13 protein-coding genes are annotated in these 17279 nt (G+C 59.1%); 6 read left to right on the top strand and 7 right to left on the bottom strand.

Annotated features, from left to right (window positions below):
* Positions 1-175: 175 nt before the first annotated feature.
* Positions 176-754 (bottom strand): UbiX family flavin prenyltransferase, encoded by a 579-nt coding sequence (locus C4E04_RS15865; protein WP_109598893.1) that lies wholly within the window; start codon positions 752-754, stop codon positions 176-178.
* Positions 751-2268, bottom strand: coding sequence for a UbiD family decarboxylase (locus tag C4E04_RS15860; protein ID WP_109598891.1), 1518 nt, complete (start codon positions 2266-2268; stop codon positions 751-753). The genes C4E04_RS15865 and C4E04_RS15860 overlap by 4 nt, the downstream gene beginning before the upstream one ends.
* Positions 2269-2378: 110 nt before the next feature.
* Between C4E04_RS15860 and C4E04_RS15855 the strand changes: the two genes are divergently transcribed.
* The 3 genes from C4E04_RS15855 to C4E04_RS15845 are packed head-to-tail and all read left to right on the top strand — an operon-like array spanning position 2379 to position 4823.
* Positions 2379-2936, top strand: coding sequence for an SCP2 domain-containing protein (locus tag C4E04_RS15855; RefSeq protein ID WP_109598889.1), 558 nt, complete (start codon positions 2379-2381; stop codon positions 2934-2936).
* Positions 2927-3904, top strand: a complete 978-nt coding sequence (locus C4E04_RS15850; RefSeq protein WP_109598887.1) for a peptidase U32 family protein — start codon at positions 2927-2929, stop codon at positions 3902-3904. The genes C4E04_RS15855 and C4E04_RS15850 overlap by 10 nt, the downstream gene beginning before the upstream one ends.
* A gap of 19 nt (positions 3905-3923) precedes the next feature.
* Positions 3924-4823, top strand: a complete 900-nt coding sequence (locus C4E04_RS15845) for a U32 family peptidase (protein ID WP_109598885.1) — start codon at positions 3924-3926, stop codon at positions 4821-4823.
* A gap of 13 nt (positions 4824-4836) precedes the next feature.
* Here C4E04_RS15845 and C4E04_RS15840 read toward each other — a convergent pair whose 3' ends face one another.
* Positions 4837-5253 carry a helix-turn-helix domain-containing protein gene (locus C4E04_RS15840; RefSeq protein ID WP_109598883.1) on the bottom strand — a complete coding sequence of 139 codons (417 nt, stop codon included), beginning with the start codon at positions 5251-5253 and terminating at the stop codon, positions 4837-4839.
* Between the two features lie 163 nt (positions 5254-5416).
* Between C4E04_RS15840 and C4E04_RS15835 the strand changes: the two genes are divergently transcribed.
* The 3 genes from C4E04_RS15835 (at position 5417) to C4E04_RS15825 (ending at position 12628) form a co-directional block, all read left to right on the top strand.
* Complete coding sequence (locus C4E04_RS15835) at positions 5417-7609, top strand: heavy metal translocating P-type ATPase (protein WP_245416339.1); 2193 nt, start codon at positions 5417-5419, stop codon at positions 7607-7609.
* A gap of 128 nt (positions 7610-7737) precedes the next feature.
* Positions 7738-11082: an EAL domain-containing protein gene (locus tag C4E04_RS15830; protein WP_109598879.1), complete on the top strand. Its 3345-nt coding sequence runs from the start codon at positions 7738-7740 to the stop codon at positions 11080-11082.
* 61 nt (positions 11083-11143) lie between these two features.
* On the top strand, positions 11144-12628 hold the full coding sequence (locus tag C4E04_RS15825; RefSeq protein ID WP_162559424.1) for a sensor domain-containing diguanylate cyclase: 1485 nt from the start codon (positions 11144-11146) through the stop codon (positions 12626-12628).
* A 156-nt stretch (positions 12629-12784) separates the two neighbouring features.
* On the opposite strand, the gene C4E04_RS15820 is transcribed toward C4E04_RS15825, so the two are convergent.
* The 4 genes from C4E04_RS15820 to C4E04_RS15805 form a co-directional block, all read right to left on the bottom strand.
* Entirely contained in the window at positions 12785-13594 is an 810-nt protein-coding gene (locus C4E04_RS15820) for a carbohydrate ABC transporter permease (RefSeq protein ID WP_109598875.1), read from the bottom strand.
* Complete coding sequence (locus C4E04_RS15815; RefSeq protein WP_109598873.1) at positions 13591-14505, bottom strand: carbohydrate ABC transporter permease; 915 nt, start codon at positions 14503-14505, stop codon at positions 13591-13593. Before C4E04_RS15815 ends, C4E04_RS15820 begins: the two co-directional genes overlap by 4 nt.
* Before the next feature lie 65 nt (positions 14506-14570).
* Positions 14571-15815, bottom strand: a complete 1245-nt coding sequence (locus C4E04_RS15810) for an ABC transporter substrate-binding protein (protein ID WP_371682067.1) — start codon at positions 15813-15815, stop codon at positions 14571-14573.
* 111 nt (positions 15816-15926) lie between these two features.
* The gene (locus C4E04_RS15805; protein WP_109598869.1) at positions 15927-16928 is read right to left on the bottom strand and encodes an ABC transporter ATP-binding protein; all 1002 of its coding nucleotides are present in this window, start codon (positions 16926-16928) and stop codon (positions 15927-15929) included.
* Positions 16929-17279: the final 351 nt, after the last annotated feature.

Here is a 17279-nt window from a genome sequence, read left to right as displayed (position 1 = left end):
GCCGGGATGGCATCGCGGCGAAAGTGCTCGCCCGCAATTCCGAAAGCATCAGCCAGGAGGCCGCGACTTTCGTTATAGGAAACAGGGTTGGCGGAGGCCGGCCTCAACGAAACCACCCCCGGTGTTCGGGCCTGGACCATCCGAAGTGCCGGACCATGGCACAGAGAAAGAAAAACTATGCGAGCCCGTCCCAGGGCTCGGCCAGGGCCGGGATATCCAACTTGAGCAGGTCGATGGCACGCCGTGCCGTGTGCTCGACGATCTCGGCCACCGATTGCGGCCTGCGGTAATAGGCCGGAACCGGAGGAGCGATGATGGCCCCGATCTCCGTAGCGGCGGCCATCAGGCGGATATGGCCCAGGTGAAGCGGCGTCTCCCGGGCTAACAGCACGAGCGGGCGTCGCTCCTTCAGATGAACATCCGCTGCCCGCACGAGGAGGTTGTCCGCAGCACTCGACGCAATGGCGGACAGGCTTCGCATCGAGCAGGGCGCAACTATCATGCCGGCAGTGCGGAAGGACCCGCTCGCGATGGTCGCACCGACATGGTCGATCGGATGCCAGCACGTGGCGATGCTCCGAAGCCGCTGGAGCGCGTCGGTTCCGGCTTCGTGTGCCATCGTCCGCTCTCCGCTTCGGGAGACCACCAAATGGGTTTCACATTGCGCGGCAGCGAGGATCTCGACGATCCTGATGCCGAGCAAGGCGCCGGATGCGCCGCTGATCCCAACTACGACCCGGGCAGGTATCGTCACGAGGCTCTCCTTGAAACGCTCTGGTCAAGACCGAGGCGATCCCAGATGGCGTCCACCCGCTTTGAAACGGCCGGATCCATCGCGAGAACTTTGCCCCATTCGCGATCCGTCTCGGACCCGATCTTGTTCGTCGCGTCGATGCCGAGCTTGCCGCCGAGCCCTGCCTTGGGAGATGCGAAATCCAGGTAGTCTATGGGCGTGTCGGAGATCGTGACCAGATCGCGCGAGGGATCCGAGCGGGTTGCCACCGCCCACATGACGTCATCCCACGAGCGGACATCGATGTCCTCGTCGACGAGGATGAGAAGCTTCGTATAGGTGAATTGCGGAAGGAGGGACCACAGGCCAAGCATCACGCGCCGGGCTTGGCCCGCATAGCGCTTCGCGATGGAGATGACGGCAATCCGATAGGAGCATGCCTCCGGCGGCAGCCATATGTCTCGGACCTCGGGAAACTGACGCTTCAGAATGGGAACGAACAGTTCGTTAAGTGCTTCCCCGATGCGGGAGGGCTCGTCGGGAGCGCGGCCCGTGAAGGTCGAAAGGTAGATCGGGTTCAGCCGCATGGTGACGGCCGTTACGTGCAAGACCGAAAACAGCTCGACCGCATTGTAGTAACCAGTGTGGTCTCCGAAGGGCCCCTCGGGAGCCGTTTCGTGTGCCGAGACGAAGCCTTCGATCACGATTTCCGCTTCCGCCGGAACCTGGAGGGGAACGGTCGCACAGGGCATAAGCCGGGGACGTCGGCCGCGCAGCAGGCCCGAGAAGCGAAGCTCCGACAGTGTTTCCGGAAGAGGCAGAACGGCCGAGAGGATGGTGGACGGGTCGGCTCCGATCGCCACCGCCACCGGCATGGGCTGCCCATTGTCCTTCCACAGACGGTGATGACGCGCCCCGCCGCGATGCGCGAGCCAGCGCATAATGGCCTTGTCCCGTCCAAGCACCTGCATGCGGTAGACACCCATATTGTAGTCATCCACGCGAACGCTGTCCGGTGGCCGTGTGATGACCAGAGGCCAGGTGATCAACGGCGCGGGCTCGCCGGGCCAGCAGGTTTGGACCGGGAGGCGCCCGAGATCGACGTCTCCTTCAGTGAGAACGATCCTTCGCGCGCTCTCAACCTCCTTCGGTCGCATGGCAAGGGCTGCGCGTGCCAGCGGCAGCTTGCTCCACGCATCCGCGAGACCTTGGGGAGGGCGCGGTTCGCGCAGTTCTGCGAGCGTTTCGCCAAAGACGCGCAGGCCATCTGGTGTTGTCCCGAGTCCCCATGCGACACGCTCGACCGTCCCGAAGAGATTGGTGAGGAGCGGCATCTCGGCCTGTCTGCCATCAGGTTGGATGACATGCTCGAACAGGAGAGCAGGGCCATGCTCCTTGAGCACACGCCGATGGATCTCGGTGATCTCGTGCATGGTGGAAACCGGCTCACGGATCCGGACGAGCTGCCCCCTGGCCTCCAGGAAGGCCATGAAGTCTCGGAGATCTGCGAAGATTGGCAGGTGGCGGTGGGACATGAGCATCCTCGGTACATACCTCTTGATGAGGAGAGCAGGTGCTTCCGTCTTTGCTCCAGCGCAAACACGAGCTTGGCAGTTTCGGATAAAGCAGTGGCAAGGATGTTTGCATGACGACACGACATACGCCCATTGCAACGTTACCGGTGCTGGCCGCGGCCGCTTTGCGGCCTCTTCCGCTTCGGCCTTTGCAGATCTTCCTGTCGGCCGTCATGCGGCGGATCGTGCAAAAGCACCCGCGCATGTTCGAGCGCCTCGGGTCCTATGCGGGAAAGCGCTATGGCCTGGCCCCGGTGGATCTGCCTTTCGCGTTCCTGCTAGACACGACGCCGAATGCCTCGCGGATCGTTGTTCTCCGTGTCCTGCCTGAACGTCTCGACGCCAGAATCTCTGGTCCGTTTCTGGCCCTGCTCGGCATGGCGAACGGAGCATATGATGGCGATGCGCTGTTCTTCTCCCGAACTATCGTGGTCGAGGGGGACATCGAGGCGGTCCTTGCGCTGCGGAACGCGATCGATGACGCGGGAGTCGATGTATTGCGTGAGGCAGCTTCTTTGCTGGGCCCTCTGGGCCGCTTCGGAGAAGCTATGCTCTGCCGGAGAGGCCGGGCACATGGCCCGTCCATAAAGGTCTATCGCCATGGGAGAGAGGGTTCGACGTGGAACTGATTTGCCCCGCCGGGACGCCGTCTTCTCTCCGGGCCGCCGTGGATGCCGGCGCGGATGGTGTTTATTGCGGCTTTCGCAACGAGACCAACGCGCGCAACTTTCCAGGACTCAACTTCAGTCCCGAAGAACTTGCGGAAGGTGTGGCCTATGCCCACCGGAGGGGCGCGAAAGTCCTCGTCGCGATCAACACTTTTCCGCGCGCCGGCGCATTGGACCTTTGGTTCGAGGCTGTTGACGATGCCGTGAGGGCCAAAGCGGATGCGATCATTCTCTGCGACATCGGCTTGATGGCATACGCGGCCGAGACGTACCCCGAAATGCGCCTGCACGTGTCCGTGCAGGCAGCCGCGGCCAATCCTGACGCCATCCGTCTTTATGTTGATGAGTTCAATGCAAAGCGGGTTGTCCTGCCACGCGTGCTCAGCGTCCCTGAGATTGCCCGTATCACACGTGCGACGACCTGTGAGGTGGAGGTCTTCGTATTTGGCGGCCTCTGCGTGATGGCCGAAGGGCGCTGTTCCCTTTCGTCCTTTGCAACAGGACTGTCGCCCAACATGAATGGTGTCTGTTCGCCCGCAAGTCACGTAACTTACGAGGAGACCGGCGGCAGCGTCGTGTCACGCCTCGGAGGATTTACAATCAACAAATTTGCGCCAGGCGAGCCTGCCGCTTATCCGACTCTGTGCAAGGGGCGCTTCAAGACGGGGCTCGCAACGGGCTACATCTTCGAGGACCCCGTCAGTCTTGATGCGGCAACGCTCCTGCCGGGCCTGAAAGAGGCCGGAGTCACGGCGCTCAAGATCGAAGGCCGGCAGCGGAGCCGCGCATATATCGAGAATGTCGTGCGCTCGTTCCGCGAGGCCATCTCGGCCCTGAACGAAGGCCGCGCCATTCCGGCCGGAGCGCTGCAGCCCATGAGCGAGGGGCAGAGCAACACCCTCGGGGCCTATCGCAAGACCTGGCGCTGAGCCGGTGAGGGGAGCGAGCGTGAAACTGACTCTTGGACCCGTCCTGTATAACTGGGAACCCTCTATCTGGCGGGACTTCTACTACCGTGTCGCAGACGAGATGCCTGTCGACACAGTCTGCGTCGGCGAGGTCGTCTGTTCGAAGCGCCTTCCGTTCTTTCAGGACGTTGTCCCAGAAGTGGTGGAGCGCTTGATGCGGGCCGGGAAGGAAGTCCTGCTCAGCTCTCTGGCGCTCGTGACCTTGGAAAGGGAAAGAAAGCAGATCGCATCCCTCGCGAAGGAGGCGGATCTTCTGGTCGAGGTGAACGATGTGACGGCGCTCGTCCATCTTGCCGGACGTCCCCACGCCATCGGCCCTTATGTCAATGTGTACAATGAGGGGACGCTGGCATGGCTGGGACGCAACGGCGCCCGGCAGGTCTGCCTGCCGCCCGAATTGCCGGTCTCGTCCATTTCGGCTCTTGCGACGGCCTGTCCGGATGTGGCTCTCGAGGTCTGGGCTTTCGGGCGCTTACCGCTCGCCATCTCGGCGCGGTGCTATCACGCGCGGCTTCACAAGCTGACGAAGGACAATTGCCAGTTCGTATGTGGCAAGGATCCGGATGGCCTGCCGGTCGATACCCTGGATGGCCAGCGTTTCCTCGCCGTGAACGGGGTTCAGACGCTCTCGACGACCTACGCCAACCTGATCGAGAACATTCCGGATCTTGCCGCCCTCGGCATCGCCTCCTGCAGGCTTTCACCGCAGACATGCGATATGGTTGCGGTTGCAGCCGCCTTCCGGGATGTGGCGGATGGCAGGCTTAGCCCAGAGGAGGGCAGGCGGGCTCTGAGCGAGATCTGTGGCGAGATCCCTTTCTCCAACGGGTTCTTATTCGGAAAGGCAGGCGTCGACTATCGGGCGAGGTCACCTGAATGAGAACAATGTCCGCCTAATGATGCTGATGTTCACAGAGGCCATGATCTGCAAGAACCTCGATGATGCGGCACTCGGCAATTCGCTTATGGTCGCAAGCCACCATTCCCTGAAGCTCGTCGCGTAAAGCGGTCAGGCGCGCGATACGGCTGTTAATCTCGTCGAGATGCGCCTTCGTGACATCATGTACCTCGCCGCAGGAGCGATCCGGCTTGGCCGCAAGGCTCAGGAGCTGCCGAATGGCATCGACCTCGAAGCCCAACTCTCTGGCATGCCGGACGAAATTGAGCCTGCGCACCTCCTCGGTGCCGTACCGCCTCTGCTGGCCCTCTGTCCTCACGGGTGAGGGCAGAAGCCCGATCTGCTCATAATAGCGGATCGTCGGCACCTTTACGCCCGTCCGTCGGGACAATTCTCCTATAGCCAAATCCATCACAACCCTCTTGAACCTCTAGTCACTAGAGAATGTAGGCTCTGTTCGAATCGAAGTGAAGAGGTTTGCAATGTGTGACGCCTGCGATCTGCCCGATACCTCTCGGAAGGGGCCCGCGCCTCAGCTTTCCAAAGAGCAGCGCACCCGCTACCGCGTCTCGGGGATGGATTGTGCGTCCTGCGCGGCGAAAATCGACACGGCCCTGCGACGTATTCATGGTGTGGCGGATGCAAACGTTTCCGTCTCGGCCGGAACCGTAACGGTTCTTCACGATGACACGGTCGCTCCGGAGGCGCTGGCCAAGCAAATCGCAATGCTCGGCTATAGGATCACCGGACAGGTACCGACAGATGCCGGAACGTCCCCTTCAGCCTCCAGGAACCATGATTGTCATGATCACGACCACGATCATGGGTCCCATGGACATGGTCATGATGCCGAAGGCGTCACAGGCCTTCATTCGCATATGCATGACCACGGTGCCGGCGAAGGACCGTGGTGGAAGAGCAAGCGTGGTCTATTGACCATCGCCTGCGGCCTCGCCCTTGTGGCGGCCTATGCGGTCGGCCTTGCGGTGCCAAATGTGGGGCGCTGGGCGTTCCTTCTCGCCATGATGGTGGGCCTGGTGCCGATTGCCCGGCGCGCTATCGTGGCTGCCCGTCTCGGAACCCCGTTTTCCATTGAAATGCTTATGACCATCGCGGCGCTCGGGGCCGTCATCATTGGCGCAACCGAGGAGGCGGCCATGGTCGTCTTCCTTTTCCTGGTCGGAGAACTCCTTGAGGGCGTTGCCGCCAGTCGTGCCCGAGCCAGTATCCAAGGCCTGACAAAGCTCGTGCCCAAGACCGCTCTCCTGGAGCGAGACGGCAAAACGGAGGAAGTCTCCGCAGAGAGCCTCCCTATAGGCTCCATCATTCTGGTCCGCCCTGGTGATCGTATTCCAGCGGACGGCACGATCCTATCGGGAGAGAGCGCCATCGACGAGGCTCCCGTCACCGGTGAGAGTACGCCGCAGCGAAAGGGGCCTGAGCAAAATGTCTTTGCGGGCACCATCAACGGTGACGGCGTGCTTCGCATCCGTGTGGATGCGGCAGCGCAGGACAACACCATCGCGCGTATCGTGCGCCTCGTCGAAGAAGCGCAGGAAAGCAAAGCCCCGACTGAGCGCTTCATCGATCGCTTCTCTCGCTACTATACTCCGGCTGTCGTCGTCGTCGGTGGTCTCGTGGCCGTCGTTCCGCCACTCCTGTTCGGCGCCGAATGGGGTGAGTGGATTTATAAGGGCTTGGCTGTCCTGCTGATCGGCTGTCCGTGCGCCTTGGTGATTTCGACGCCTGCTGCCATTGCGGCTGGCTTGTCGGCTGGCGCGCGGCGTGGCCTGCTGATGAAGGGCGGAGCGGTGCTTGAGAACATCGGTAAGGTGACACTGGCGGCCTTCGACAAGACCGGGACCCTGACGGAAGGGCGGCCCCAGGTGACGGACGTCATGCCCTTCGGTCGCGCGGAACACGAAGTTCTTAGCCTGGCCGCTTCCCTCGAGACCGGATCCAGCCATCCTCTTGCCAGGGCCATTCTTGCGAAAGCTCGCGAGAGCAACGTCCCGTTTGAGCCTGCGATGGATGCAGGTGCCATCGGCGGTCAAGGAGTGACAGGCAGCGTCGGAGGAACGTCGCTATTCCTCGGCTCACCCAAGGCCGCAGCCGAGAGGGCTCCTTTCACGATGGAGCAGGCGGAGCGCATTGCTGCGCTGAATGAAGAGGGCAAGACTGTTTCGGTATTGCTGGTGGACAATCAGATCGCTGGTTTGATCGCCATGCGCGATGAGCCGCGAGCAGATGCGCAGGCGGGACTCGTGGCGCTGAAACGGGCCGGTATGGATGCCCTGATGGTGACCGGAGACAACCGCCGTACGGCCGAGGCAATTGGTGCCGGGCTTGGCATCGATGTTCGGGCCGAGCTCCTGCCTCAGGACAAGCAAGCCATCGTTCGTGAGCTTCAGGCCAGGGGCCATGTGGTCGCCAAGATCGGTGACGGCATCAACGATGCTCCCGCATTGGCCGCGGCGGATATCGGCATCGCCATGGGGGGCGGCACGGATGTCGCCCTGGAGACCGCCGATGCCGCCGTCCTGCATGGGCGCGTGCTCGACATTGCGTGCATGGTCCGCCTGTCTCGGGACACGATGGCGAATATTCGACAGAACATTGCCATTGCGCTCGGCCTCAAGGCCGTATTCTTGGTCACTACCATCATCGGCGTGACAGGCCTCTGGCCTGCGATTCTGGCCGATACAGGCGCCACGGTTCTCGTCACCGCCAATGCTATGCGTCTGCTCAGGACCAGAGAAGGGACATGAAGCCTGCGGCGGGGCCGAGCTTTTTGGTTCCTGTGAGCTGAACCTTCGGAACAGAGCACACCTTCGCGTCCTGGCGCAGAGGCGCAACTATTGCAATTCCTACGAGTTAGCCCTTCCGGATCGTCTGGATGCTGGCGCGCAACGTTATGAAGGATCGAGAATCTTCGGAGAAGCCGATCTCTTGGCGTGAAGGGGAGCGCCTTGCCGCTTTGCGGAGCTACGATATCCTCGATTCTGAACAAGAAGCGGCTCTCGATGGGCTAACTCGGATCGCCGCAAATGTCTGCAATGCTCCGATTGCACTGATCTCGTTGATCGACGAGAAGCGGCAATGGTTTAAATCCGAGATCGGCCTCGGCATTCGAGAAACGCTACGGGAACTCTCCATTTGTATCCATGCCTTGCATCGGTCGGGCCTGCTGATCATTCCAGATACGCTGGAAGACCCGCGCGTTGCTGACAACCCGTTCGTCAGAGGCGATCCTCACATTCGCTTCTATGCAGGCGCTCGCCTTGAAACCAAGGACGGGTGTCCACTCGGAACAATCTGCGTTCTCGACCGAGCCCCCCGACCTGAAGGACTGACCGAGGAGCAATCCGATACTCTCCTCACTCTGGCACGGGCCGTCATGAGCCATCTCGAGCTTAGGAGGCTCAATAATGTTCTCGCTAAAAGTGAGGTTCGTTCACGGACGCTGATCGATGCGATCCCCCAAATGGTTTGGGCGAGCGACGCCGACGGCAGCAATGATTACTACAATCGGCGATGGTACGATTTTACGGGCACGGCCTTGGCTGAAGCCAATGGCGAGCGTTGGTTGGCATTGCTCCACCCCGATGACCGAAGCCATGTACAGAGACAATGGGGTATCGCCGTTGCGACGGGAGAGGATTACGCAGTCGAGTACCGATTGCGGCATCGGTCCGGCGATTGCCGGTGGATCCTTGGTCGTGCGGAGCCTCTCCGCGATGAAAATGGCAATATCGAAAGATGGTTCGGAACCTGTACCGATATCCATGAGCTGAAGAAGGCCGAGAGCGCTCTTGCGCACAATGAACGACGACACCGCGCTCTACTCGAAGCCAGCGCCATGGTCTTTTGGATTGCCGCTCCAGATGGCCGTATCCTGGAAGGGTGGGGTTGGAGCGAATTGTCAGGGCAAAGTACGACAGAGTACATCGACCAGGGATGGATCGATGCCGTGCATCCTGAAGATCGGGACCGTGTTCTCGCACGCTGGAAGACATCTCTGACATCCGGCGTATCGTATGACGCCGAATTCAGGGTCTGGCGGACTGACGGAAGTTACAGATGGGTCGCAGCGCGAGCTGTCCCGCTGAAGGACCCGCAAGGCTCGGTCATGGAATGGGTCGGGACCATCGCCGACATCCATGATCGCAAGCATGCTGAAGAAACGATGCGCGCCAGCGAGGAGCGATTGCGGCTCGCTGCCGAAACGACGCCTCTCGGCATATGGGACACGGATCTTAAAACAGAAAAGCACCAATGGACGCTCGAGGCGCGGAACATTGTGGGTATTCCGTTACATGCACCCGTCTCGGGGACGACATTCCTGGAGCATGTACATCCTGATGATCGCGCCGATATGAAGCGGAAAATGCTCCCGGATTCCACTTCAGGCGCCGTGAACTACAGCGGTGAGTGCAGAATCGTGAGGGCCGACAATGGTGATGAGCGCTGGGTTACGGTAAGCGGTCGGACCCTCCTCGACAGCAGAGGCCTCCCGGTTAGAAGAATTGGAACGATTCAGGATATCACCCATCAGAAAAACTCGGAAAGAGCGCTACGCGCCACTGTCGACCGTTTGAAGTTGGCATTGCGAACCGGGCGTATGGTTGCGTGGGAATTGGATCTTTCGACCGGATGTGTCACACGCTCGGGCACATCGTTGGAGTTCCTCGGCATCGGCTCGGGTCCATCATCCGACTTCCTCGATCGGGTCCATCCGGATGACCGAGCGGGCGTGGAAGCATTCGTTATGCAGACGGATCGCGCTGCCTTCGACACAATGGAGTTTCGCTACCAACCTCCTGATGGAGAGATGATGTGGCTTGGAATCCGCGCTGAGCAGGCGGGTCCGAACTGCATTGTCGGTATCACTTTCGACATTACGGACCGGAAGGCAGCCGAGGAGGAGGTTTGGCGGGTTGCCAACCACGATGTGCTAACGGGTTTGCCAAATCGGGCGCTGTTCCAGCATCGGCTCAAGCAGGCCCTTGCCGATGCCATGCAAGATGGTTCCTCGGTCAGCATATTGCTCATCGATCTTGATCATTTCAAAGACGTCAATGACGCCATGGGCCATGATGCCGGCGATGCCCTGCTGAAAACGACGGCAGCTCGCCTGAGGAGCCTTGCGCGGGAAAGGGATATTGTTGCTCGGTTTGGAGGGGATGAGTTCGCGGTCATCGTCACGCACCCCGTCACGCTGGACTACGCCTACGATCTTGCCCAAAGGATTATCGATGCGCTCCGACAGCCTTTCGTCTATGGAGGCCGCGCGTTCATCAGCAAAGCTAGCATCGGAGTCGCGATGTTCCCGGAGCACGATGTTACACCGCAGGATTTGTTGAAGGATGCCGACATCGCTCTCTACCAGGCAAAAGCGCAAGGGCGAAACCGCGTGGCGGTCTATTCGAGCAAGTTGCGCGTCGACGTTGAGAGCCGTCTCTCTTTGGGGGACGAGGTTCGTGCTGCGCTTTCCAGCGGGCAGTTCGTCCCGTTTTACCAGCCGAAGGTTTCTTTCAAAACCGGAAGAATCGTTGGACTGGAGACCTTGGCACGATGGATTCATCCTACAAGGGGTGTCCTGACGCCATCGCATTTCGGCTCCGTTTTCGAGGATCATGACCTAGCATCTGCAATGGGCAAGGCTATTCTCTTGGCTGTAGCCACGGATATGCGACATTGGCTCGATAGCCGCTTGGATTTCGGGCGGCTCGCAATCAATCTTTCATCGGCTGAGTTCAATCGGCCTGGACTCGCCGAAGAGATCATTGGCGTTCTCGATCGGTGGCGAGTTCCACCGGATCGCTTCGAAGTCGAGGTTACGGAAACGGTGCTTTTAGGACGAGGCACCGAAGCGATTAGCTCAGTTCTCCGTCAGTTTCATGAGCACGGAATTCTGGTTGCGCTCGATGATTTCGGGACAGGCTATGCCTCTCTGACTCATCTCAAGCAATTTCCCGTCGGGCACGTCAAGATCGATCGAAGCTTCGTCACGGACCTTGAGCAGGATGCCGACGACGAAGCGATTGTTAGGGCGATCATCGATCTCGGAAAAAGCCTAGGAATCGAAATTACGGCTGAAGGCGTTGAAACGATCGGTCAGGCTCAACGGCTTCGCGAGTTGGGGTGCGACAACGGCCAGGGCTACCTCTTTTCCCGGCCACTTCCTGGTACGGCGGTGCCGCGGCTCTTCTCAGATTTCGCCTCTAACCATGTCCCGTGAATGGCTTAAGGATATCACACGTCTGAAGCGTCCAGGAAGGCATTCTCTGGGGCAACTCCGCTTGAACTTCATAGCCGGAGCAATTGCCATCGGCATTCTGGCTTTGTCGGTTCACGGGCTCTGGAGCGAGCGTCAAGAGGTTTGGCGAGAAGCCGAGCAGACTTCGCGGAACCTGCTGATGACCTTGACCCGGGACATCGGAGGCAACGTGAGCGCAATTGATCTTGCGTTAAAGGGAGTTGTCGAGGGCTTCGGATACCGCGGCTTCTCGAGATTGCCCCCCGAGATCCAACATAGAATTTTGTTCGACCGGGCTGTTTCGGCTAGTTTTACCGGCTCCATTCTGCTCCTCGACGAAGCCGGAAATCTCATCGCCGATGGAGGATCAGTGCTTGCGCCGAGAAATCTCAATTTCGCAAACGATGAATTCTTCAGGGCCCACAAGGAGCAATCCTTCATTGGGCTTTACGTCAGTCATCCCTATACGAGCAAGATCAGGACAGGGAAACTCAGCCTCGCCTTCAGCCGACGCCTCTCACATCCGGATGGAAAATTCATCGGTGTTGTCGCGGCCGAAGTCGGATTGGACGACGTCCAAAGCATGCTGAAAGGGCTGGACGTCGGCCCAAGGGGATCGATATCCCTGTTTCTAAGTGACGGTACTTTGCTCATGCGACATCCCTATAGCGAGCGCGAGATCGGCCGTCGCTTTGGTGACTCGGCGAATTTCCGTCGCTTTCTTCAAGACGGTTCCGGCAGCTTCGAGGGAGTCGCGGCGATCGATCAGGTCCGCCGCCAATATACGTATGATAGGATCGGTGAGTTTCCTCTTGTCCTGACCGTATCTCAATCCGTTCAAGATATCCTGGCGTCTTGGTGGCGAAGGGCTCTTGTTCTGGCGGCAATTGCGGGTGTTCTCTGCTTGGCTCTGGCAAGGTTGATCGTGTTGTTCTGGCGGGAATTGGGTCGGCGAACGAAAGCCGAAATGGAGCTGGAGCGACTTGCCCGATCGGATGGCCTGACCGGTCTTCCAAATCGACGGGCTTTTGATGAATTCTATGAGCGCGAATGGCGACAGGCGATCCGCTCGGGATCTCCTCTCTCGCTACTTTTCGTCGATGTGGATTTCTTCAAAAGCTATAACGATTATTATGGGCACATGAAGGGGGACGGTGTGCTCTGCACCGTCGCCATAACGATCGATGCAGCTCTTCGTCGCCCTCGAGATTTTGCAGCCCGCTATGGCGGCGAAGAGTTCATCATTGTCCTTCCCGAAACGGATCTGTCCGCAGCCTATGCTCTGGCAGAGACGATCCGAACGGGCGTTATGAATCTGGGGATAGAGCATGAACCAAGCTTCTTCCGTACGGCGACGGTGAGCATCGGCGCAGCGGGAGCTTGGCCTGTGCAGGGCAGCAGCCGAGATATTCTCCTTGAGGCTGCGGATTCTGCGCTCTATCGCGCAAAGGCTGCCGGACGAAACTGCATTCGGGTTTCAGAGAAGAGTTTGGTTGATGCGCTGCCACCGTCGACAACGAGGATGTAGCCGATTCAGCTCATGATAGCCTGTCATTGGTATCGACCAATGCTCTGGCGAAGGGCCGCTCCGAACGATTATCGTTGTACCAAGTCGGCGGATCGGACCATTGGCCGACAAGCCTTTCCCCACGGCACTCCTCTTGGAGCGCATTTACTGCCTCGGTCAGCGAATACCGGCTCGCATGAAGGACTGAACGAACTGCCTCTGGAATAGAAGAAAAGCCAGAAGCAGCGGTGCCATGGTCATCACGGTCGCCGCGGTGATGACTGACCAGTCGACGCCTGTCTCTGGAGCCCCAAACACCGCAAGGCCGACCGTAAGAGGGCGGCTCTCCACGGAGTTTGTGACGATGAGAGGCCAGAGGAAATTGTTCCAATGATAACTGACGGAAACGAGCCCGAAGGCAATATAGGTGGTCTTGCCGAGAGGGACAAAAACCCGCCAGAGGACGCCAAAAGATGAGGCGCCTTCCACCCGTGCTGCCTCAACCAGCTCATTCGGCACACTTTTGAAGGTCTGGCGCAGCAGGAAGATGCCAAAGGCGGAGGCCATGTAGGGCAGGGCAATAGCCGGGATCGTGTCAAGCAGGTTCAAAATGCTGATGACGCGATAATTCTCAACGATCAGAACGTCAGGCATGATCATAAGTTGGACGAGAACAAGCGCGAACAGAACTTCGCGGCCCGCGAAACGAAAGCGCGCGAAGGCGTAGGCTGCCAGCGTCGCAATGACCAGCTGACCTGCGAGCACCAGAGTCACCAGCATCAGCGTGTTCAGATAATAGCGGGCGAACGGAGCTTGGTGCCAAGCGCGCACAAAATTATCGAGCGTCAGAGGAGCCGTCAGATCAAACCTTGTGGCGTACTCGGACGGGTGAAATGCGCTCCAGAAACTGTAGGCGAGAGGGAGAAGCCACAGAAGCGCCAGGATCCACGCTGCAATTGTCTCGATCGAAGAGCTGCTCTGCTTCATTGATAGTGAATCCTACGATCGAGATAGACGAATTTGGTCAGGGCAACAGCGGCCAAGATTGAGATCAGCGTCACCGTCAGTGTGGCCGCGTAGGCGGTATCCCAGAAGGTGAAAGCTACCTCGTAGATGTAATAGAGCAGCAGTGAGCTTGCGTTGTTCGGCCCACCTTTGGTCATGATGACCAGTTGATCCACGAGTTTGAAGGAGTTGATCAGGGCATTGATGGAGACGAACAGCGTCGTCGGCATCAGAAGGGGCAATGTCACGCGGCGAAAGAAGTACCAGCGTCCTGCACCCTCGACAGCCGCAGCCTCCTTGAGGTCCGGCGGGATGACTTGCAGAGCTGCAAGATAGAAGATCATGAAGAAGCCGGCCTCCTTCCAGACAACCATGATCGTGAGGCAGGTCATGACGGTTGCCGGATCGCCGAGCCAGTTATGTCCTGAAAAGCCTAAGGTCTTCAGGAACTGATCGAGCAGGCCGTAATCCGGCGTATAGAAGAACAGCCAAATGTTCGCGACAGCGATCATGGGAAGAACGGTCGGTGTAAAGAATGCGAGCCTTAGGAACGACCGGCCCGAGATCTTCTTGTCCACCCAAACTGCCATCATCATCGCAAGGACAATGCTGGTCGGTACAGTGGCAAGCGCAAAGATAATGTTGTTGCGGAGTACCTGCCAAAAGACATCGTCATCCAGCATGTAGGCATAATTCTCGAAGCCCACGAATTCCGCCGGACCACTGCGTCCGAGCGAGAAAAAGCTGTGATAGAGAGTTGCAAGAATTGGATAATGCGTAAAGGTCGCGAGCAGGACGACAGCGGGCAGCAAAAGTAGCCACGCATTGACATTCGTCTGCCAGTATCTGCGTCGGGAGGCCTTGTGCTTGGCAGCGCTCGTAACGGCGACCATTGAATTCTCCGGCTGGGGATCGGGATGTGCCGCGGCGCATTCCGCCGCGGCACATCCCTTAGGCTTTATTTATAGCGGCTCAGGACGCGCTCGGATTGCTTCTGAGCGCTGTCGAGTGCCTCCTTCGGGCTCTGAGAACCCGTTACGGCGGCCTGCACGGCGTCATTGACGATCTTGTAAATGCGCCCGTTGTCGTGCACCGACAGCTCGGCGACGGCATGTTGCAGCTGATCGCGGGCTACGACGGCCTGAGGGAAGCCCTTCACGTAGGCTTTCATGGTCTCCGTCTCGTAAGCCGCCGGCGTAACGGCTACGTAGCCTGTCTTGATGCTCCATTCCGCAGCCTGTTCAGGGGCTGTCATCCAGCGGATGAACTTCACGGCAGCCTGCTGCTGCTCAGGGCTGGCACTCTTGAAGATGTAGAAGTTGCCGCCGCCGGTCGGGGAGCCGCGCTGTTCCTTGGCAGGCAGCATGGCGACGCCGAAGTCGAACTTCGCACCTTCCTTCACGGCGGTCAGGTTGCCGGTGGTGTGCCACATCATGGCGGTCTTGCCTTCGAGGAAATCCGTCCGCAGGGTGCCCCATTCGATGGCTCCCTTCGGCATCACGCCTTCTTTGGTCGAGAGATCGACCCAATACTGCAGCGCATCGACCGTCTTCTTTTCGTTGAAGAAGACCTTGGTGCCGGCCTCATTCATGAGCTTCTGACCATTCTCGATGGCCAGCGCCTGCAACATCCAGTAGCCGTATCCCGTGGACGGGATCTCGACGCCCCAACGGGTCACATTGCCGGAAGCGTCCTTCTTCACGAGTTTCTTGGCCATCTCGGCCATCTCGGCCCAGGTTGTCGGCGGCTTCTCGGGATCGAGACCTGCCTCCTTGAAGGCATCCTTGTTGTAGTAGAGGACGATGGTCGAGCGCTGGAACGGAACACTCCAGGTCTTGCCTTCTATGCGCCCGTTTTCCATGAAGGCAGGATAGAAACTGTCGAGCCATTGCTTGCCGTCGGAGCCGGCGATCTCATCGATCGGCACGATCGCCTTTTCGTCCATGAGCGTGAACAGATCGGTGGAGAACAACACCGACAATTGAGGCGGCTGACCACCCTTCATGGCGGTCATCGCCTTGGTCATGGTGTCGGTGTAGTTGCCCGCGTAGACCGCCTCGACCTTGATATCCGGGTTTTCCTTTTGGAACCGCTGCACCATGTCGTCGATGATCTTGGTAACGGGACCGCCGACCGAGACGGGATAGTACATCGTCAGATCGACGGCATGGGCGGCACTCGCACCGAAGCCGGCTAGTGTCATGAGACCCGCCGTGAGCAGGGCTTTGGCTTTGAACTTCATGATCCTCCCCTTGGATCTCCTGGAGCCATGCGCCTGCGGAAGAGACCGCCTGCGCCTTTCAGTGAAAGAAGCTCAATGGACCGAGGTCTCGGTCTCACGGCGTCTTCCGCTGTCCTTATCAAACAGATGTATGTGACGGTTATGCCAAGCGAGGCCGACACTGGTTCCGGGTGGAAGCGAACAATAACCCGTTTGACGAACCGAAACCGTGCCGCCTTCCGTGTCGCAGAGAATGATGCTGTCTGCCCCGAGATATTCGACAGCCTTCACCGTGGCCGGAATTCCATTGCTCTCCACAAGCGTAATATGTTCCGGTCGTATGCCGAGCATCGCGTTGTCGTGCCATGAAATGATATTCATGGGTGGGGTGCCGATGAAGCGGGCCGTGAAATCGCTTGCAGGATGATTGTAAAGCTCGTGCGGGGCTCCATTCTGCTCAATATGCCCGTCTCGCATCAGAATGACCCGGTCCGCCATAGTCATGGCCTCGGTCTGATCGTGAGTGACGTAGACCATGGTCATGCCGAGGCGCTGCTGCAGGCTGCGGATTTCTGTCCGCATCTCGTGGCGGAGCTTGGCGTCGAGATTCGACAGCGGCTCGTCCATCAGACAAACGGGCGCTTCTGCAATGATGGCACGGCCAAGGGCAACGCGCTGACGCTGGCCGCCCGAGAGTTGGGACGGTTTGCGCTCGAGCAGATGACTCAGGCCGACGATATCAGCCACCTTTTTGAGGCGCTCATCCCGCTCCGCTCGTCCTACACGGCGGACCTTCAATCCGAAGACGATATTCTCGGCTACATTGAGGTGGGGGAAAAGCGCATAGGACTGGAATACCATCGAGATGCGTCGCTCGGCAGGCGAAAGATGGGTTACGTCCCGCCCGCCGATTGTGATCGTGCCGGAATCGACCTCCTCAAGCCCCGCGATCAGGCGCAGAGTCGTGGACTTGCCGCATCCGGATGGGCCGAGGAGCACCAGGAGCGTACCTGCATCGGCTTTAAAGCTGATGCGGTTCACTCCCCCTACACCTCCCCAGGTTTTGGACACGGCGTCGACTACGATTTCGGACATTCACCTGGAACCTGTACTCGATGAAAGATGGAGAGCGTTATTCTGTTCTTGCTTCCCAGAACGGGCTGACGGTTTTGCAGAGCATCTCGTCCTGGTCCTTCCCGATGGGTGCTCTGCTTTCTCCTTTGGCCGAGCAAAGTGGCGAACCAATATTGAAAGCTTGTTTCGCTGCTGTGACAGTTGAAATCTGACTCGTCTAAGAAGCGCGACGGCTGCCATTTCCCGGGCCAGGCACCTGCACGGACGTCGTCGTATTGTCCGGGACGAGGATGCCGCCCCATGCCCGCTGTGAGGCGCGGACATTGTCCTGAAAAAACCTGAGGCAAAGGCATCACCTTCGGACTTGTGTGA

It is taken from the genome of Microvirga sp. 17 mud 1-3 (genome assembly GCF_003151255.1).
GTDB lineage: Bacteria > Pseudomonadota > Alphaproteobacteria > Rhizobiales > Beijerinckiaceae > Microvirga.
This window is presented reverse-complemented; position numbering and strand designations above follow the sequence as displayed.